Origin of the sequence: Streptomyces sp. NPDC020801 (assembly GCF_044334385.1) — a bacterium.
Lineage (GTDB): Bacteria > Actinomycetota > Actinomycetes > Streptomycetales > Streptomycetaceae > Streptomyces.
This window is the reverse complement of sequence record NZ_JBIRST010000016.1, coordinates 75,788-93,721: the sequence shown is the minus strand read 5'-3', so window position 1 is coordinate 93,721 and position 17,934 is coordinate 75,788. Positions and strand designations below refer to the sequence as shown.

General features: G+C 73.6%; 17 protein-coding genes and 3 pseudogenes. 9 read left to right on the top strand and 11 right to left on the bottom strand.

From position 1 onward, the window contains the following. Positions 1-13: 13 nt before the first annotated feature. A complete protein-coding gene (locus ACH4UM_RS28815; RefSeq protein ID WP_398185334.1) occupies positions 14-934 on the bottom strand; it encodes a LysR substrate-binding domain-containing protein in 921 nt (306 codons plus the stop codon). Positions 935-1,255: 321 nt separating this feature from the next. Between ACH4UM_RS28815 and mgrA the strand changes: the two genes are divergently transcribed. Further along, positions 1,256-2,248, top strand: coding sequence for an L-glyceraldehyde 3-phosphate reductase (gene mgrA / locus ACH4UM_RS28810; protein ID WP_398185601.1), 993 nt, complete (start codon positions 1,256-1,258; stop codon positions 2,246-2,248). Positions 2,249-2,335: 87 nt separating this feature from the next. On the opposite strand, the gene ACH4UM_RS28805 is transcribed toward mgrA, so the two are convergent. Together ACH4UM_RS28805 and ACH4UM_RS28800 are read right to left on the bottom strand one after the other, a co-directional pair. Next, positions 2,336-2,623, bottom strand: coding sequence for a DUF1905 domain-containing protein (locus ACH4UM_RS28805; RefSeq protein ID WP_398185331.1), 288 nt, complete (start codon positions 2,621-2,623; stop codon positions 2,336-2,338). A gap of 84 nt (positions 2,624-2,707) precedes the next feature. Further along, positions 2,708-3,091 (bottom strand): nuclear transport factor 2 family protein, encoded by a 384-nt coding sequence (locus ACH4UM_RS28800; RefSeq protein ID WP_398185328.1) that lies wholly within the window; start codon positions 3,089-3,091, stop codon positions 2,708-2,710. Between the two features lie 309 nt (positions 3,092-3,400). On the opposite strand from ACH4UM_RS28800, the gene ACH4UM_RS28795 reads away from it, so the two are divergent. The 3 genes from ACH4UM_RS28795 to ACH4UM_RS28785 all read left to right on the top strand — a co-directional run bounded on the left by ACH4UM_RS28795 (position 3,401) and on the right by ACH4UM_RS28785 (position 7,042). Beyond that, the gene (locus ACH4UM_RS28795; RefSeq protein ID WP_398185325.1) at positions 3,401-3,811 is read left to right on the top strand and encodes a hypothetical protein; all 411 of its coding nucleotides are present in this window, start codon (positions 3,401-3,403) and stop codon (positions 3,809-3,811) included. A gap of 207 nt (positions 3,812-4,018) precedes the next feature. Next, positions 4,019-6,358, top strand: a complete 2,340-nt coding sequence (locus tag ACH4UM_RS28790) for an FHA domain-containing protein (protein ID WP_398185322.1) — start codon at positions 4,019-4,021, stop codon at positions 6,356-6,358. Positions 6,359-6,370: 12 nt separating this feature from the next. Continuing rightward, on the top strand, positions 6,371-7,042 hold the full coding sequence (locus ACH4UM_RS28785; protein ID WP_398185319.1) for a hypothetical protein: 672 nt from the start codon (positions 6,371-6,373) through the stop codon (positions 7,040-7,042). A 158-nt stretch (positions 7,043-7,200) separates the two neighbouring features. Here the strand turns inward: ACH4UM_RS28785 and ACH4UM_RS28780 are convergent, their stop codons facing one another. Then, a complete protein-coding gene (locus ACH4UM_RS28780; protein ID WP_398185599.1) occupies positions 7,201-8,409 on the bottom strand; it encodes a streptophobe family protein in 1,209 nt (402 codons plus the stop codon). Between the two features lie 243 nt (positions 8,410-8,652). On the opposite strand from ACH4UM_RS28780, the gene ACH4UM_RS28775 reads away from it, so the two are divergent. Both ACH4UM_RS28775 and ACH4UM_RS28770 read left to right on the top strand, forming a co-directional pair. After that, a complete protein-coding gene (locus ACH4UM_RS28775; RefSeq protein ID WP_398185316.1) occupies positions 8,653-10,035 on the top strand; it encodes a DUF6777 domain-containing protein in 1,383 nt (460 codons plus the stop codon). A 109-nt stretch (positions 10,036-10,144) separates the two neighbouring features. Further along, the gene (locus tag ACH4UM_RS28770) at positions 10,145-10,600 is read left to right on the top strand and encodes an ATP-binding protein (RefSeq protein ID WP_398185313.1); all 456 of its coding nucleotides are present in this window, start codon (positions 10,145-10,147) and stop codon (positions 10,598-10,600) included. 90 nt (positions 10,601-10,690) lie between these two features. On the opposite strand, the pseudogene ACH4UM_RS28765 reads toward ACH4UM_RS28770, so the two are convergent. Both ACH4UM_RS28765 and ACH4UM_RS28760 read right to left on the bottom strand, forming a co-directional pair. After that, positions 10,691-11,151 (bottom strand): annotated as a pseudogene (locus ACH4UM_RS28765) (sigma-70 family RNA polymerase sigma factor); the annotation flags it as partial. Further along, positions 11,150-11,344, bottom strand: a pseudogene (locus tag ACH4UM_RS28760) (DUF5133 domain-containing protein); the annotation flags it as partial. The pseudogenes ACH4UM_RS28765 and ACH4UM_RS28760, both read right to left, overlap by 2 nt. 206 nt (positions 11,345-11,550) lie before the next feature. Here ACH4UM_RS28760 and ACH4UM_RS28755 point away from each other — a divergent pair. After that, positions 11,551-12,120 (top strand): helix-turn-helix domain-containing protein, encoded by a 570-nt coding sequence (locus ACH4UM_RS28755; RefSeq protein ID WP_398185310.1) that lies wholly within the window; start codon positions 11,551-11,553, stop codon positions 12,118-12,120. A 22-nt stretch (positions 12,121-12,142) separates the two neighbouring features. Here the strand turns inward: ACH4UM_RS28755 and ACH4UM_RS28750 are convergent, their stop codons facing one another. The 3 genes from ACH4UM_RS28750 to ACH4UM_RS28740 all read right to left on the bottom strand — a co-directional run bounded on the left by ACH4UM_RS28750 (position 12,143) and on the right by ACH4UM_RS28740 (position 14,836). Next, positions 12,143-12,745 carry a ClpP family protease gene (locus ACH4UM_RS28750; protein WP_398185307.1) on the bottom strand — a complete coding sequence of 201 codons (603 nt, stop codon included), beginning with the start codon at positions 12,743-12,745 and terminating at the stop codon, positions 12,143-12,145. Between the two features lies 1 nt (position 12,746). Further along, complete coding sequence (locus ACH4UM_RS28745; RefSeq protein ID WP_398185304.1) at positions 12,747-13,385, bottom strand: ClpP family protease; 639 nt, start codon at positions 13,383-13,385, stop codon at positions 12,747-12,749. 245 nt (positions 13,386-13,630) lie between these two features. Continuing rightward, on the bottom strand, positions 13,631-14,836 hold the full coding sequence (locus tag ACH4UM_RS28740) for an epoxide hydrolase family protein (RefSeq protein ID WP_398185301.1): 1,206 nt from the start codon (positions 14,834-14,836) through the stop codon (positions 13,631-13,633). A 125-nt stretch (positions 14,837-14,961) separates the two neighbouring features. Here ACH4UM_RS28740 and ACH4UM_RS28735 point away from each other — a divergent pair, with 125 nt between their 5' ends. Next, positions 14,962-15,444 (top strand): VOC family protein, encoded by a 483-nt coding sequence (locus tag ACH4UM_RS28735; RefSeq protein ID WP_398185298.1) that lies wholly within the window; start codon positions 14,962-14,964, stop codon positions 15,442-15,444. A 91-nt stretch (positions 15,445-15,535) separates the two neighbouring features. On the opposite strand, the pseudogene ACH4UM_RS28730 reads toward ACH4UM_RS28735, so the two are convergent. Both ACH4UM_RS28730 and ACH4UM_RS28725 read right to left on the bottom strand, forming a co-directional pair. After that, positions 15,536-15,631 (bottom strand): annotated as a pseudogene (locus ACH4UM_RS28730) (SGNH/GDSL hydrolase family protein); the annotation flags it as partial. A 300-nt stretch (positions 15,632-15,931) separates the two neighbouring features. Next, positions 15,932-16,957: a zinc-binding alcohol dehydrogenase family protein gene (locus tag ACH4UM_RS28725; protein WP_398185596.1), complete on the bottom strand. Its 1,026-nt coding sequence runs from the start codon at positions 16,955-16,957 to the stop codon at positions 15,932-15,934. A gap of 165 nt (positions 16,958-17,122) precedes the next feature. Here ACH4UM_RS28725 and ACH4UM_RS28720 point away from each other — a divergent pair, with 165 nt between their 5' ends. Next, the gene (locus tag ACH4UM_RS28720) at positions 17,123-17,920 is read left to right on the top strand and encodes a VOC family protein (RefSeq protein ID WP_398185295.1); all 798 of its coding nucleotides are present in this window, start codon (positions 17,123-17,125) and stop codon (positions 17,918-17,920) included. Positions 17,921-17,934: the final 14 nt, after the last annotated feature.

Genomic DNA, 17,934 nt, shown 5'->3' with positions numbered 1-17,934 from the left:
CCCGCCCCGGCGGTCAGGAGGACTCGGGCTCCCAGGGCGGTGTCGGACCCGCGGGACCTCCGGTCTCGAGCAGGGTGATCAGGGCGCGGGCGGCAGGACTGGTGGCCTGCTCGGGAGGCAGCAGGGCCACGGTCTCGTACGCCGTCTCGTCGACGCCCTTGAGCGGGAGGGCGGTGAGCCCCGGCCGCTTGTGCCGGAAGTGCCGGGGCACGACGGCGACGCCCAGGTTCTCGTCGACCAGGTCGAGCAGGCTGTGCACGTCGTTGACCTCCAGGGCCACCGTGCGCCGCACACCCGCGGCGGAGAAGGCCGCGTCGGTGGTCCGGCGCGGTCCCCAGTCCGGGTGGAAGTCGACGAAGACCTCTGCCGCGAGATCCCGGGGAGTCAGGGCCGCGCCGGGCGCCGCGAGCCGGTGCTCCGGATGGCACAGCACCGTCATCGGCTCGCTGGTCAGCGCCACCGAACGCAGCTGATCGGTGTCGGCCTGGGTGCGATAGGCGAACGCCAGGTCCAGCCGGGCGGCCGCGACCTCCTCCGCCAGCGCCCCGGAGCCCGCCTGCCGCAGCCGGATCTCCACATCCGGGTGCCGCCGCCGGAACGCGGCCAGCAGCCCGGCCACGTGCACCCCGGCGATGCACTGCTCGGTGCCCAGCGAGAGCGTGCCGCGCAGCACGCCCTGCACCGCCGCCACCGCCTCGTGGGCCGCCCGCACCTGCGCCAGGATCCGCTCCGCCTCGCCGAGCAGGGCCCGGCCGGCCTCCGTGAGCGTCACCCGGCGCGTGGTGCGCACGAACAGCGGGGTCTGCAACTCCCGTTCCAGCGCCCGGATCGACGCCGACAGACCCGACTGGGACACCATCAGCCGCTCCGCCGCCCGGGTGAAGTGCTGGTCCTCCGCGACCGCGACGAAGTGCTGGAGGTGACGCAGTTCCATCGGACCTTCGGACCTTCTCTCAGGGGTGACCGGCTCGCCCCACATCGTAGAGGCGCGGGCGTTCGCCCCCGGCGCGTGGGCCGGCGCCGCGACAAGGACACCTCCCGGCCGGGCGGACGCCGCCCCGGCCGGGCGGACGCCGCCCCGGCCGGGCGGACGCGCGCCTGATTGAGAACGCCGGCCGCTGAATCGCATCGGATTCCTCTGTTGGACCGCTGCCGCCGGGCGCGCAAGAGTGGGACCCCGGTTCCATGGCCCACCGGTGAAGACCGGTGCCGTGCCATGGAACCGGCCCTGTGCGCCAACCCCTCTGGAGTCGCGTTGTACACCGCCCACCCCGACCGCTACGCCGACATGCCCTACCGGCGCACCGGGCGCAGCGGCCTGAAGCTCCCCGCGCTGTCGCTCGGCCTGTGGCACAACTTCGGCCCCGACCGCCCGGTCGCGACCCAGCGGGCCATCCTGCGCCGCGCCCTCGACCTCGGCGTAACCCACTTCGACCTGGCCAACAACTACGGCCCGCCGCCCGGCGCCGCCGAGTCCGCCCTCGGTGAGGCACTGAAGGCGGACCTCGCGCCGTACCGCGACGAACTGGTGATCTCCACCAAGGCCGGCTACCTGATGTGGCCGGGTCCGTACGGTGAGTGGGGATCGCGCAAGTATCTGCTGTCCTCGCTGGACCAGAGCCTGAAGCGCCTGGGCCTGGAGTACGTCGACATCTTCTACTCGCACCGCCCCGACCCCGGTACTCCCCTGGAGGAGACGATGGGCGCGCTGCACTCGGCGGTGCGGCAGGGCAAGGCGCTCTACGCCGGCGTCTCCAACTACTCCGCGGAGCAGACCCGCGAGGCCGCCCGGATCCTGGGCGAGCTGGGCACCCCGCTGCTGATCCACCAGCCGCGCTACTCGATGCTGGACCGCCGCCCCGAGGAGCAGGGCCTCCTGGACACCCTGGAGGAGCTCCAGGTCGGCTCCATCGCCTACTCCCCGCTGGAGCAGGGCCTGCTCACCGCGCGCTATCTCGACGGCATACCCGAGGGCTCCCGCGCGGCGGGCGACAGCCCCTTCCTCGGCTCCGACGCGGTGACCGGGGAACTGGTGGGCAGGCTGCGCGCACTGGAGGAGATCGCCAAGTCGCGTGGCCAGTCCCTGGCCCAGATGGCGCTGGCGTGGGTGCTGCGCGGCGGCCGGGTGACCTCGGCCCTGGTCGGCGCGAGCAGCCCGCAGCAGCTGGAGGACAGCGTCGCGGCGACCCGCAACCTGGACTTCGACGCGGAGGAACTGGCCCGCATCGACGCGGTCGTCACCGCGTAGGCCGCCGGGGCGGCACGCGGGCCGTCACCGCGCAGGCGCGCCGGCACGCGTGGCCGTCCCCGTGGGCGCCGGCGGCGCGGGTGGCCGTCACACGGGGAGCCGCTCCCGCAGCCGCACGGTCACCGTGTCGCCCTCGCCCTTTCCGATCGCCCTGCGCAGGCCCGCCTTCACGGGCAGCTTGTGGGTGCCGTCGCCCAGGGCCATGAAGGAGCTCTGGAACGGCACCCCGTCGATCGTGCCGCGGATCCGGACCAGCCCGCGGGTGCCGAAGAAGGCGACGGACTCCGGCCAGACCACGTAGGTCCAGCCGCCCCTGCCGGGGCTCCTGCACAGGACCGCGGTGAACTCCGCGTCCACGGTGCCGGTCGTTTCCATGGTTCCTCCCGCACGCGGTGGTCTCGAAAGCCGTACGGCAGTGCTGACCACCGCGGCAGGCGGAACTCATCGCCCGGCCGGGCGTCAGGCCCCTGTGGGCACCCGGTCGAGGAAGCCGAGCACGGTCCGGATCCGCCCCTCGCCGTCCAGCGTGATCACATCGGACCCGGCGACCGGCGCGGAACCGTCGGCCTCGCTCACCAGCTCCCAGGCGAAGCGCGCGGTGTCGTGGTGCCCGTCCACCGGGCCGGTGAGCCGGAAGGCGAAACGGGGGAACTGCTCGCGCGCCGCGGCGATCACGGCCGCGATCTGCTCGTGGCCGCCGACGTCGGCGAGGGGGTCGGTGTAGCTGCCGTCCGGGGCCCAGGCGGCGGCGACCGCCTTGGCCCGGGCCTCCGGCCCGGCCGCGTTCCAGGCCTCGAAGTAGCGGGCGACGGCACTCTCGTAACGGTCGGTGTGCGCGGACATGGCGAATCAGCCTCCATCGAGGTCATAGCTGCTGGTCGGAACCGGATCCGCCTGGTCGGCGACCCGATGGGACAACCATGCCGGGCCGCGCCCAGGGGGTCGATTACCGCCGGGGTAATGCCGGTGCCCGCAGCTGCGCCCGGTTTCGGCCATACGGCGCGCTGAATATGCCAGGAGACTGGCCGGAAAGTCATGGTGACACTGTTTCAGGAGTCAACATACTCGAAGGTCAGGGACGCTTCACCGCACCGGAGCGGCATCCAGGGGGAGGCACGGCCGGCATACGGACGATGCGACGGGGGAGGAGCAGTGCACGACGAATTCCTGTGCCATGTCACCGCGTACGGCGTGTGCGACGGCCGCCGTATCGGCGTACCGCTCGGCACCTACCGGGCACCCACCCTGGCCCTGGCCCTGTGGTGGCTGCGCGACCGGGCCTCCTGGATCGCCGAGCGGCTCGACCCCGGCCCCGCGAACCCGCACATTCCGCACAGTGCGCTGGTCCCGGTGCCGGAGGCCGTCCCCGACGTGCCCGGCATCCTGCGCTCCTGGTGCGCCGACGTGGCGCAACAGGAGATCACGGCCGACGAGTTGGCCGGCGGGCGGCTGGTGCGGATCGCTGCCGGCGACGACACCACCGAGTACGAACTGCTCGCGGAGTCCGTGGACGCCCTCCGTATGCAGCGGACCCTCCCGGCGCTCCTGCTGCCGATGGTCTGACGCCGGTCCCACGCCGGTTCGCTGCCAGGTCCCACGCCGGTTCGCTGCCAGGTCCCAGGCCGGTTCGCTGCCAGGTCCGGAGCTTGTACGACGCCGGGCCGGCGTCCGTCCCGACGCAGAGGAGTGTGCCGGTCATCTGCCGGTCCGGTGGCAGGCCCCGAGCCTGCCGACCGGGCGCGCATGGGTGCAAATCGTTAGAATTCTGGCATGGCTGAGCGGCCCCCCGCGCCGACCGCGCCCGAGCTCCTCCTGGAGACGGAGACGGGCTCGACGGTGATGAGTCCCAGCCGCGACTACCACCTGGGGCGCGATCCGCTGAGCGACATCGTCCTGGACGACGCCCGGGTCTCCTGGCACCACGCGGTCCTGCGGCCGGAGGACGGCCACTGGACCCTGCACGACGACGACAGCACCAACGGCACCTATGCCGACGGCCGCCGCGTCCATGCCTGGGGCGTCCGCCCGGACAGCGTGATCCGGTTCGGCAACCCCGACGACGGCCCCACCGCCGTCCTCGTCAGCCGCCCCCCACCGGCCCCCGACCGCCCGTCCTCGGTCCGCATGCCCGCCCTGACCACCACCTTCCGGCAGCCCACCACCGTGCGGCCGCTGCCCACCCGGGTGGTCCGCATCGGCCGCGCCGCCGGCAACGACCTGGTCGTGGACGACCTGATCGTCTCCCGACGGCACGCCGAGCTGCGCGTCTGCCCCGACGGAAGCTATGAGATCGTCGACCTCGGCAGTCACAACGGCACCTTCCTCAACGGCAGGCCGGTCAGCCATGCACCCCTCTCCCCCGGCGACATCGTCGGCATCGGGCACTCCTCGTTCTGCCTCGTGGGCGACCAGCTCCAGGAGTACGTCGACACCGGCGAGGTCTCCCTCGACGTCCAGGACCTCACCGTCACCGTCGACCGCGGCCGCAAGGTCCTGCTCGACCGCGTCTCCTTCCCGGTGGGGGAGAAATGCCTGCTGGGCGTCGTCGGCCCCAGTGGAGCCGGGAAGTCGACCCTGCTGGGCGCCCTGACCGGGCAGCGGCCCGCCGAGCACGGCACGGTCCTCTACGACGGCCGCGACCTCTACCGCGACTACGCCGAACTGCGCCAGCGCATCGGCCTGGTTCCGCAGGACGACATCCTGCACGCCCAGCTGACCGTGCGCAGTGCCCTCACCTACGCCGCCGAGCTGCGTTTCCCGCAGGACACCTCCAAGGTCGAGCGCCGCACCCGGGTCGACGAGGTGGTGCGCGAGCTGGGCCTGACGGAGCGCGTCGGGCAGCCCGTGCACAGCCTGTCCGGAGGACAGCGCAAGCGGGTGAGCGTGGCCCTGGAACTGCTCACCAAGCCCTCCCTGCTGTTCCTCGACGAGCCGACCTCCGGTCTCGACCCCGGCATGGAGCGCTCGGTGATGCGGATGCTGCGCGGCCTCGCCGACGACGGCCGCACCGTGGTCGTCGTCACCCACAGCGTGCTCAGCCTCGACGTCTGCGACCGCCTGCTCGTCCTCGCGCCGGGCGGGAGGGTCGCCTACTTCGGGGCGCCCGGCGAAGCGCTCGAGTTCTTCGGCTTCGGGCAGTGGCCGGAGGCCTTCGAGGCGTTCGAGACCGACCGTGAGCGGGACTGGGCGGGAACGTACCGGGACTCGCCGCTGCACCGCGAGTACATCGTGGACGCCGGCGCCCAGCCGCACCTGGCGCGCTCCGGCCCCGTCGCGCCCGCCCCGCCGCAGAAACCGCGCAGCTGGGGCGCCCAGCTCGGCACCCTCGTGCGCCGCTACGCGGCCGCGCTCGTCGCCGACCGCACCTTCATCGCCACCATGATCGCGCTGCCGTTCCTCACCGGTCTGATGGCCCGGGCGGTCGCCGGCAGCAGACTCACCCCGCTGAACGCGATGAACGTGCTGCTCATCCTGTGCGTGGGCGGCATGCTGACGGGCTCGGCCAACGCCGTGCGCGAGCTGGTGAAGGAACGCGTGATCTACCAGCGCGAGCGGGCCGTCGGCCTGCCCAGATCGGCGTACCTCGCCTCCAAGGTCGTCGTCCTCGGGGTGATCACCGTGCTGCAGGCGGTGGTGCTCACCCTCGTGGGCCTGCTCGGCGTCGACCTCAACGCCCCTGGCGGCAAAGGCGTGTTGCTGCCGCCACTGTTCGAAATCGCCCTGGCCGTGGCCCTGCTGGCCTTCACGGCCATGCTGCTCGGCCTGCTGGTCTCCGCGCTGGTCCCCAAGGAGGAGGTGACGATGCCGCTACTGGTGCTGCTGACCGTCGTTCAGGTCACCTTCTGCGGGGCACTGCTGAAGCTGCACGGTGTGCCCGGGCTCGACCAGCTGACCTGGCTGGTGCCCTCGCGCTGGGCGCTCGGGGCCATGGCCGGGACCGTCGAGCTGACCCGGTTCGTGCCCGGCGACCTGACCGCCGACCCGCTGTTCCGGCACTCGGCCGGGGTGTGGCTGCGCAACATGGCCGTGCTGCTGGTGCTGGCGGCCGCCTTCGGCTGTGCGGTCTCCCGGCTGCTGCGCCGGTACGAACCCGCCGTGATGCGCAAGTGAGGCGGCGCCACGATGACCACACCCGACTTCCGGCCCACCCACGTGGTGCCCCAGGACGGGCTGCCCGCCTGGGAGGCCCCGGACCCCGCCCGGCCCACGGTTCCCCTCGACCCCCTGCTGCCCGTGCGGCTCGTCGCACGGCGCGGCGACTGGGCGCACATCATGTGCGCCAACGGCTGGTCCGCCTGGGTCGACGGCCGCCTCCTGGTCACCGTCCCCCAGGGCCCGCCCGACCACGAGGACCCGCCCGTCCGCACCGCCGACGCCCGACCGCTGCTGGCCCGCGCCGACCAGGCCCTGGCCCGGTACCGGGCGGCCGTGGAGGAGCTGGCCGACGGCCGCCTGGACGGGGAGTCCTTCCGCGGCCGCACTCAGGGGCTGCGGATCGGTGTCGTGGTCGACGGCGAGTCGGTGTGGCTGTACGACAGCGAGCACGGGCGCTGGGAATACGCGGACGGCTCCGGACTGAGCACCTACGCGGCCGACGCGGCACCGATGACCTCGCAACCGGCGCAACCGGCGCAACCGGCGCAACCGGCGGAACCGGCGGAACCGGCGGCTTCCGCGGAGGGTGCCGCACCGGCCGAACCCGACGGCGCGTCCGAGTCCGCTCGACCCGCCGAATCCGCCCGGCCCACCGACCGCACCGCGACCCGCGTCGTCGCGCCGAAGGGCGAGCCATGACGCCCGCCCGCGTACGCGTCACGACCGCGGCCCGGGCACGACCGCGGCCCGGGCACGACCGCGGCCCGGGCACGACCGCGCCCCGGCATGATCGCGGCCCGGGTACGACGGCGCCCCGGGCACGACCGCGGCCGGTACACGCCCGGCGGGCCGGTCCGTCACGGGCCCTGGGACCGCTCGGATGGGACTTCGGGCGGCACCTCACCGGGGCGGCGCACCCGCCGGGCCGCCAGTGCGCCCAGAAAGCCCGTGACCAGGCCCCACAGCAGGGCGAGGCCGAGCGCACTCCACAGCCGGGGCGTGAGCAGCAGCTCACCGGAGAGGTTGCCGCCGACGTCTGCGATGCCGAGCAGGGACAGCCCGTAGTGGGCGGAGATCCGGCCCACGAGGCAGATCGTCAGGACCGTCAGCGCCAGCGCGACGGCCATGCGCAGGGCGTGCCGCCGGCTGCCCACCCGGGCCGGTGAGCGGCTCGCCATCAGGAACGCGGCGGCCGGCACCAGCAGCGCGTCGGCGACCAGCAGCCACCACACCCGGCCGTCGTGCTCCGCGAGAGTGCCCAGGTTGAGCGTGGACACGTCGGGGGTGCGCAGCACCTCGTCGAGCAGATGCGGCATCGGCAGTGCGAACGGGCCGTCCACCCGGCCGTTCCAGGTGGCGCCGAGCCCGATCGTGAGGGCGGGCCAGGCAAGGTTGGGCAGCCCGAGCAGGATCACGGCGAAGGTCTGCGCCGGGTGTCCGCGCGTCGCCGCCGTCACCAGCGCGACGACGAGAGCCACGGCGACGTCGACGAGCAGCAGGGCGACCATCGCGTACGCCGCCGGACGCACCGGCGTCTGGAACCGCAGCAGCCGCGCCGGCAGCGGTGCCCCGCGCGCCACCAGCAGGGCCAGCACCAGCACGCCCGCCAGCCACAGCAGCCCGAACAGCACGGTCAGCGGCACCTGAGTGGTGAAGCCGACCTCCGGCGCGGCGCCGAACAGGCCGCCGATCGCCCCGAGCACCCCGTTGCCGAGGTCGATGGCGAAGGTCTGACGGGCCCCGAACGCCAGGCCGATCAGCGCGAGCAGCCACAGTACGGCGATGCGGGCGGCCCACCCGGCCAGCTCCCGCACCCCGGCCACCGCCCGGTGCCGCAGCGGCCGCAGGAAGCCCGCCGCGACGACGAGCGCCCCGACCAGCGTGACCGACAGCGGCATCACCGTGATCCCGGCGTGTGTCTCGGCGAGCGCGCCGGCGTTGCCCGACAGCTCCACGGAACCGCCGACCGCCGTCACCACGGTCGCGGCGACCACGCGTGGGAAGGCGTTGTCGGGGAGGTCCGCGGCACCGGCCGCCCACAGACCCAGCGCGGCGACCACGCCCATGGCGACCAGCCCGGCCAGCACCGTGGCGAGGGCCTGCACCCAGCCATGGCGGGCCGCGGGCGGGGCGGCGGGGCTCGGCGGGCTCACGCTGCCACGCTAAGCAGCGCTGTGGCGGTGCGCCCGCCGGGAGGGCCGTCCGCGTCCGCTTGCGAGCGGCGCCCGACCGGAGCACACAATGGTGATGTTCGGAAAAAGCGGCGGCATCCGGGTGAACTGCCGCATATGCCGACGTCGGGAGTGCTCGTGAGCGTCGAACCGCCGGCCTCCGGCCGCCCCACAGGACCTCCTTCCGGACCTCTGTCGGGGCCGCCCTCCCAGCCGCCCTCGGGCCCACCCACCCTGCCTTCGGGCGGGGGCGGCGGCGGTGCCGCGCCGGAGCCCGGCCGGCCCTGGTGGTCCTCGGTTCCGCGGGTCGCGGTACTCGCCGGACTCGTGGTGGCCGCGGTGGTCGTGGCCGTCGTGCTCACCAACTCCGGCGGACCGCAGGCGCGGGGCGAGGTGTTCCTGCAGCCCGCGGCCGCGACGGGACCCGACCCCTTCACACCGTCGTCCGCGACGACCGGCGACGGCTCGTCGACGGCGCAGCCCCCGCCGGGGCAGATCACTCCCGCGTCGCCGGGCCGGCCGTCCGCGGCCTCGGCCACGCAGTCCATGGCGCCCAACACCGTGCGGGGCATCTCCGGCGGGGCGCCCGGCCTGTACAGCGGTACCCGGAACGCGGCCAGCTGCGACGTGGAGAAGCAGATCGCGGACCTCCGGGCGAACCCCGCCAAGAACCGTGCCTACGCCTCGAGCGTCGGCGTCCGCCCGGCCGCCGTGCCGGCCTATCTGCGCTCGCTCACGCCCGTGCAGCTGCGCATGGACACCCGCGTCACCGCCCACGGATACCGCGACGGGTCGGCCACCAGCTACCAGTCCGTCCTCCAGACCGGCACGGCCGTCCTGGTCGACGCCCGCGGAGTGCCCCGCAACCGCTGTGTCTGCGGCAACCCGCTGACGCCACCGGTCGCCCAGTCGGCCACGCCCAAGTACACGGGCCCGTCGTGGGCGTCGTACCGTCCGCAGAACGTCGTCGTGGTCACCCCCGCGCCGCAGCCCGTGAAGGTGTTCGTCGTCTACGACCCGCACCACCACAAGTACTTCGCCCGCGCCCGAGGAGACACGGGCCACAAGGACCACTGGACGGAGCCGCCGAAGCACCCTCCCACCCCGAGCACCAGCGTCCTGCTGCCCAGCAGCACGCCGCCGTCCGCCTCGAAGTCCTCCTCCCCGCCGTCCTCCTCCTCGTCCTCGCCGTCCTCCTCGTCGTCGTCCGGGCCGGGCAAGCCTCCGTCCTCGCCGCCGGCCTCGAACCCCCCGCCCTCGAGCGCCCCCTCCTCGGCTCCGGCCTCGCCGCCGCCCTCGAACCCCCCGCCGCCCTCCACACCGTCGGCACCGCCCACCTCGGGGCCGTCCGAGCCGTCGGCGCCGCCCCCGTCCTCCGGGCCGCCGTCCGCCCAGCCGCCGTCGTCCCAGTCCCTGGGGTCGCAGACCGTGCCCACCTCCTCGGCACCGGCCGGGGCACTCTCGCAGCCCGGGTCCGGCCCCGGCGCCCCGCAGCCGTCCGCTCCGGGGCCGACGTCCTGAACCGGTCACGGCGAGGCCGGGCCGCCGTACGGGGACTGCCGAGCGCGGCTCGGGGTAACAGCACAGGTGCAGCAGCGTCCGGTCAGACCGGCTTCCGAGAGAGACATGCATGACCGAATACCTGGACGGGGCAGTGATACCGACTGGTTTCGACGTTCCCGTGGAACCGCTCCGGCGGGCGGCGCACTACACCGGTGAACCGGGGTGCATCGCCGAGGCGCGCTCCTTCGCCGCGCACTTCCTGGACCAGCTCAGGACCGAGTGGTGCGCCGGGATCGGCCGCCGGTCCGGCGAAGCACTGCTCCTGGTGGTCAGCGAGCTCGTCACCAATGCCGACCGGCACAGCAACGGGCCGTACATCCTGGAGCTGGAGGGCACGGACGCCTCGGTGGCCGTCTCCGTCTACGACAGCAGCGCGGCGCTGCCCCGGCGTTTTCCCCGCGACCCCGAGCGCGTCGGCCGGCACGGCCTGGAGATCGTGCACGCGCTGGCGGCGGAGGTCACCGTGGAGCGGGTGCCGGTGGGCAAGTGCGTGCGCGCGGTGGTCCGCCTCGACGGCGACTGAGCCCTCCCTGGCCTGCCGTCCTCCTCGTCCCGGCCTGCCGTCTGCCGCGTCTGCCGCCTTTCCCGCGTCTTCTTCGTCTTCGTCCCGTGGTCAGGCGCAGCCCAGCTCGCCCAGCATGCCCTGCCGTGGGTGATGATGCGCTTGATCAGCCGGGACACGTGCATCTGCGAGCAGCCGAGCCGTTCGCCGATCTCCGCCTGCGTGGCCTCCTCCACGAAACGGAGATGGATGATCTGCCGGTCCCGTTCGCCGAGTCCGGCCACCAGTGGGGCCAGCGCGTGGAAGTCCTCCACGAGCCTGATCCCGTCCTCCTCCACGCCGATGAAGTCGGCGAGCACCGCCTCGCCGCCCTCGGGGCCGTCACCGGTGAGGGCGGCGTCCAGCGACGCGGAGTTGTAGCCGTTGGCGGCGATCTGGCCCTCGGCCACCTCGTTGCCGGTGAGGTTCATCAAGGTGGCGAGCTCGGCGACGGTCGGTTCGCGGTCCAGACGGCCGGCCAGCTCCTCGCGCGCCCTGGCCAGCTCCACGCGCAGCTCCTGCAGTCGCCGGGGCGCCGGGCAGCCGGTGCCGGGCCGCGATCAGGGCCGTGTCCACGTCCTCGGTGCCGGTCGGCACGCACAGTGTGCAGGCCAGGTCGTCCATGCGCCTGCGGACCTCCGGGGTGCCGTGGTCGGCGTCCAGGATGCGCAGGGTGTCGTACTGCTCGACGAGGTTGGACAGCACCGCCGGGTGGGCCATCAGCACAAGGGTCTCCTCACTCTTGCCCGTCGTGTCGTGTGTGACGTGCCCGTCGGATACCCGCAGTGACCCGGCACATGCCCCTCGTGCCGCGGGCGGCGCGAAACCGGCGGCGCCGCCCGGCTGCCGTCCCGTCCGCTTCCGGGCGGCGCTTCACCCAGGGCGGAACTCCGGTCCCTTCCGCCCGCGTTCAGGACTCCTAGGCTGAAGTGGTGAGCAACCAAGCGAACCAAGCCCGCGTCATTCCCCTGCGCCCGCCGGCCGCGCGCCCGGGAACCGCCCGCCCCGAGCCCGCCCGCCCCGAGTCCGGCCGCCCCGAGTCCGGCCGCCCCGAGTCCGGCCGCCCCGAGTCCGGCCGCCCCGAGTCCGGCCGCCCCGAGTCCGGCCGCCCGGTGTCCGCCCGCTCAGCGTCCGCCCACCCGGTGCCGGGCCGCGCCCCCGGCCGGAGAGCGCCGGCCGTCGCACGCGAACCCCTGTGGCGCGACCTCGTCGGCGACGTCCTGCGTCGTGAGCGGCTCGCCCAGGAGCGCACGCTCAAGGACGTCGCCGACGCGGCGCGGATCTCCATGCCGTACCTGTCGGAGGTCGAGCGCGGCCGCAAGGAGGCCTCCTCGGAGGTCCTGGCGGCCGCGGCCCAGGCCCTCGGGCTGGGCATCGGCGACCTGCTGTCGCTGGCGCAGGGCGAACTGGTCCGGCTCACCGGCCGGACCGCGGGCCACGGCCACGCCCACGGCCGCGGCCCGTCCGCCTCCGGCTACGACGGACTGTGCCTGGCCGCCTGACCGGCACGTCCGGACCGGCGCCTCACACCATCGTGAGGCGCCGGTTCAGCACCTCGTCGGCCAGCCCGTAGGCCACCGCCTCGTGCGCGGTGAACACCTTGTCGCGGTCCATGTCGGCGCGCAGGGCCGCCACCTCGTGTCCGGTGTGCCGGGACAGCACCTCCTCGACCTGGGAGCGGATCCGGACCATCTCCTTGGCCTGGAGCGCCAGGTCGGAGACCGTTCCCTGACGGCCGCCGCTGGCCGGCTGCCCGAGCAGCACGCGCGCGTGCTCCAGCACGAACCGCCGTCCGGGGTCCCCGCCGGCCAGCAGCACGGCCGCCGTCGAGGCGGCCTGCCCCACACAGAACGTGGAGATCGGCGACTGCACGAACGTCATCGTGTCGTAGATCGCCATCAGCGAAGTGAACGAACCTCCGGGCGAGTTGAGATAGATCGCGATCTCGTGCTCCGGGTTCGCCGACTCCAGATGGAGCAGTTGCGCGATGACCACGTTGGCGACGCCGTCGTCGATCTCGGTGCCGAGAAAGATGATCCGCTCGTTCAGCAGCCGGCTGAACACGTCGTAGGACCGCTCGCCCTGCGCGGTCCGCTCGATCACGTGGGGAATCGTGTACGACCCCATGTCACAACCCCATCCGCCGTCGTGAGGAGGCCGGTCGGACGTCGGTCAGCGACTCCACCACCCGGTCCACCAACCCGTACTCCCTGGCCTGTTCGGCCGTGAACCAGCGGTCCCGGTCGCCGTCCCGCGAGATCGTCTCCTCGCTCTGCCCCGTGTGCTCGGCGGTGAGCCGTTCGATGGTCCGCTTGGTGTGCTCCAGGTTCTCCGCCTGGATCTCGATGTCCGCGGTGGTGCCGCCGATCCCCGCCGACGGCTGGTGCATCATGATCCGCGCGTGCGGCAGCGCGAACCGCTTGCCGCGCGTGCCCACGGTGAGCAGGAACTGGCCCATGCTCGCGGCGAACCCCATGGCCAGCGTGGACACGTCGTTGGGGATGAGCCGCATCGTGTCGTAGATGGCGAGCCCCGCGGTGACGGACCCGCCGGGGCTGTTGATGTACAGGCCGATGTCGGTACGCGGGTCCTCCGCCGACAGCAGCAACAGCTGTGCGCACACGCGGTTGGCCGACACCTCGTCGACCTGGGTGCCCAGGAAAACGATCCGCTGGGCGAGGAGCTGGGCCGCGAGATGGTCGTCGAAGCGGCTGGGCGGTGTGTCGCCCTCCTCCGCACGCGGCGAGAGCTTGGTGAGTGGAGGCATCGGATCTCCTTGTCGTGGCAACGAACGCCGTCGGCTCCACTGTTGACCGCGGGCGGCCCACCCAGGCGGTTTCTCTGCCCGTGGCAGATTCGCCACGGGCAGAGCGCACTCGGCGGGCGCGTCCACCCGGCCCCCGGAGACCGGTGACTCGGCCCTGGTGTCTCAGGTCCCGTCTTGAGGTCCGGTGTCTCGGGCCTGCCGTCTCGGGCCTGCCGTCTCGGGCCAGGTGGCTGAGCCCTGCTGTCTCAGCCCTTCTCGCGCAACTGCCGGAAGAACGCCCGTACGTCACCGGCCAGCAGGTCCGGCTCCTCCATCGCCGCGAAGTGGCCGCCCCGGTCGAACTGTGTCCACCGCACGATGTTCTCGGTGCGCTCCGCCCTGTGCCGCAGCGGCACCTGCGGTTCGGCCGGGAAGACGGCGAGCGCGGTGGGCGCGGTCGACGGCAGGGTCGGTGCGGCGGCCCGGTCCGGGGCGGCGTGCGCCCGCTCGTAGTAGATCCGGGCCGCCGAACCCGCGGTCCCGGTCAGCCAGTACAGCATCACGTCGGTCAGCAGCCGGTCCCGGTCGACGGCCTCCTCCGGCAGTTCCTCGCAGTCCGTCCACTCGCGGAACTTCTCGACGATCCATGCCAGTTGGCCGACCGGTGAGTCGGTGAGCGCGTACGCCAGCGTCTGCGGCCGGGTCGAGTGCAGGACCGCGTATCCCGTGCCCTCCCGCTGCCAGGCCGCCCAGCGCCGCCATGAGGTGAGCGTGCGCTCCCGTTCCTCGGCGGACAGCGGGGCCAGCTCCGCATCGGTCGGCTCGGTGGCCTGCTGCGCCCCCGGGAGCAGGTTGAGGTGGACGCCGATCACCCGGTCGGGGTGGGCGCGGCCCAGCTCGCGGGAGATCGCCGCGCCCCAGTCGCCGCCCTGTGCGCCGAACCGCTCGTAGCCGAGCCGCCGCATCAGTCCGGCCCACGCGTCGGCGACCCGGCCGGCCTCCCAGCCGCGGTCGCGGGTGGGCCCGGACAGCCCGAAGCCCGGGACGCTCGGCACCACGACGTGGAACGCGTCGGCCGGGTCGCCGCCGTGCGCCGCAGGGTCGGTGAGCGGCCCCACGATGTCGAGGAACTCCACGATCGACCCCGGCCAGCCATGGGTGATGACGAGCGGGGTGGCGTCCGGCTCGGGGGAGCGGACATGGGCGAAGTGGACGTTCGCCCCGTCGATCGTGGTCGTGAACTGCGGCCACTCGTTCAGCCGCGCCTCGGCCGCACGCCAGTCGTAGGTGTGCCGCCAGTACCGTACGAGCTCGCGCAGGTAGCCCTGGGGCACGCCGTGGTCCCAGCCGGCGCCGGGCAGCTCGTCGGGCCAGCGGGTGCGGTCGAGGCGGTCGCGCAGGTCGTCGAGGTCGCACTGGGGGATGGCGAGGCGGAAGGGCCGGATGCCGTCGGTGGGCGGTGACGTCGTCATGATCCGGATGCTAGTTCGGGGCGGCGCGAGGACCATCCGGAATTGGTCCCCGCTCCCGCCGATGAGTTCCGGGCCCGGGACCGGTCGACACAGCAGAAGCACTTCCGCACTCCAGGAGGTAACCCGTGGCCACCGAAGGATTCACCACCTGTCTGTGGTTCGACGGCCAGGCCGAGGAGGCCGCCCACTACTACGTCTCGGTCTTCAAGAACTCCGGCATCGGGCGGACCGGCCGCTACACCGAGGCCGGCCCGGGCCCCGCCGGTTCCGTGATCGCCGTCGACTTCACGGCCAACGGCCACAAGTTCATCGCGCTGAACGGCGGTCCGCAGTTCAAGTTCAACGAGGCGATCTCCTTCCAGATCTACTGCGACAGCCAGGAGGAGATCGACCACTACTGGAACAAACTCACCGAGAACGGCGGCGAGGGCGGCCCCTGCGGCTGGCTCAAGGACAAGTACGGCGTCTCCTGGCAGGTCATCCCGGACGGGCTCATCGACATGATCGGTGACCCCGATCCGGAGAAGGCGGCCCGCACCACCCGGGCGATGCTCCAGATGGGCAAGCTGGACATCGCGGCGCTGAAGCAGGCGTACGCGGGCGGGTAGCGGGCCGCCGCAGGGCCGGCCCACCCGTCCGGGGGAGTGGGCCGGCCCCGCGGCACCGGCCGGCGTACCGTGGGGCGGGCCACCGCGGCCGTGCGCCCTCGTCGACCGCCCGGGCGATCTCGCGTGCCATGCGCAGGATGCCCGGCGAGCGCGCCGGGCACGGCTTCGGGGCGGCCGTCGCAGGGGCCGGCCGCGGGCGCCTTCACCGGAGCCAGGGTGCGGGCCCGGGTGGACGAGGCGCCGGCCCGCGGCGGGACGGTGGCGGCCGGTGCGCCCGGCACCGGGGGCGCGGGAGGCGACGACCCGGGCCGGTCCGCCGGATCCCCGCAGGCGCCGAGCGGCACACCGGCCGGCAGCGCTCCCACGACCCACGGCCCGTGCATGGGGCAACTCCCGCCCCGGCCCCCGAAAGGGCTCCCGGGCAAGCACGGCCGGGCACGAGGGGGAAGCCACGCGCCGGACCGGGCCCGCCCTACGCGGGCCCGCCCTACGCGGGGGCGCCCCCGGGGGACAGGTCGTTCACCAGCACCGCGGCCCCGTCGAAGCGGCCGGCCTTGAGGTCCTTGAGCGCCTGCTGGGCGCGCGAGAAGGGATAGGTGTGCGTGGTGGCGCGCACGCCGTGCCGGGCGGCCAGGGCCAGGAACTCCCGTGCGTCCTTCCGCGTGTTCGAGGTGACGCTGCGCAGCTCCTTCTCGTAGAACAGCTCGCTCTCGTAGTGCAGCGGCGGCGTGTCGCTCAGATGGATGCCGGCGACGGCCAGCACGCCGCCGCGGTCGAGGGCCCGCAGCGCGACCGGCACCAGATCGCCCACCGGGGCGAACAGGATCGCGCTGTCCAGGGGCTCCGGCGGCGCGTCGTACGCGTCCTGGGCCGAGGCGGCGCCGAGCTCCAGCGCGAGCCGCCGCGCGGCCGCCCCACGCGTCATGACGTGCACCGTGGCGCCCTCGGCGAGCGCCACCTGGGCGCACAGATGGGCGCTGCCCCCGAAGCCGTACAGACCGAGCCGGCCGCCGGGGGGCAGCGAGGCCCGGCGCAGTGCGCGGTGGCCGATGATGCCCGCGCACAGCAGGGGAGCCAGTGCGACGTCGTCCACCTCGCCGGGCAGCCGGTGGGCGAACGCGGCCGGGACGGTGGTGTACTCGGCGTAACCGCCGTCGGCGTCCCAGCCGGTGTACCGCGAGGCCGGGCACAGGTTCTCCGTGCCGCGCACGCAGTAGGCGCAGGTGCCGTCGGTACGGCGCAGCCAGGCCACGCCCACCCGGTCGCCGAGTTCGAAGCCGCGCACCGCCCCTCCCCGGCCCGCGACCACGCCGACCACCTCGTGGCCCGGTGTGACCCCGGGCCGGCGCACCTGCAGGTCGCCCTCGGCGACGTGCAGGTCGGTGCGGCACACCCCGCACGCGCGCACATGCACGAGCAGCTCGTCGTCCGCCGGCACGGGAACCGGCCTCTCGACCAGCCTCAGGGGGTCCTCCTCCACCGGCCGCGGCCCGGTCACCGCCCATGCCCGCATCGTCCCGTCCGTCATCTCACGCCCCGTCCCGGCCACGGCCGTCCGTCCCCGCCTCCAGTGTGGACCCGGGGACGACACGGAGGCGGTCATTCGGCGCGCGGCCCGCCGAGGGTGTGACTAGCGTGAGGAACCGGACAAGCCACCGAACGGGAGAGGGCCGCAGCCATGGCGGTACGACCTGAGGGAGCCCCCTGCTGGGCCGATGCGATGTTCACCGACGTCGAGGGGGCCAAGAGCTTCTACGCCGACGTCCTCGGCTGGACCTTCGGCGAGTCGTCGTCCGAGTACGGCAACTACACCCAGGCCTACGCGGACGGCAAGGCGGTGGCCGCCGTCGTCCCGCCCATGCCGGGGCAGGAGGGTCAGTCGCAGTGGTGCCTGTACTTCGGCTCTTCGGACGCCGCCGCCACCGCCGGCAGGATCCGCGCCAACGGCGGCGAGGTGCTGATGGAGCCGATGCAGGTCGGCGACTTCGGCACCATGTGCCTGGCCCGCGAGCCCAGCGGCGCGGTGTTCGGGGTGTGGCAGGGCGGCACCCACCAGGGCTTCGAGGCGACCGCGGTGCCCGGCGCCTACTGCTGGGCCGAGGTCTTCACCCGCGAGCCCGAGAGGTCGGACCCCTTCTTCACCGCCGTCTTCGGCTACACCGCCAAGCAGCTCGAGGACGAGGCGATCGACTTCCGTATGTTCAACGTCGGCGACGACACGGTCCTCGGCCGGATGAGGATGACGGAGGACTTCCCGCCCGAGGTGCCGTCGTACATCAACGTCTACTTCACCGTCGCGAACTGCGACGACGCCGTCGCCGCGGCGACCAGGCGGGGCGGAGTGCTGCGGTTCGGGCCGATGGACAGCCCCTTCGGCCGGTTCGCGGCGCTCAGCGACCCGCAGGGCGCGAACTTCTCGGTGATCGACATCACGACCACGCAGGGAGACCTGCCGCGGGCCAGGGACGCCTCCTAGACCCTTCCCGGGCG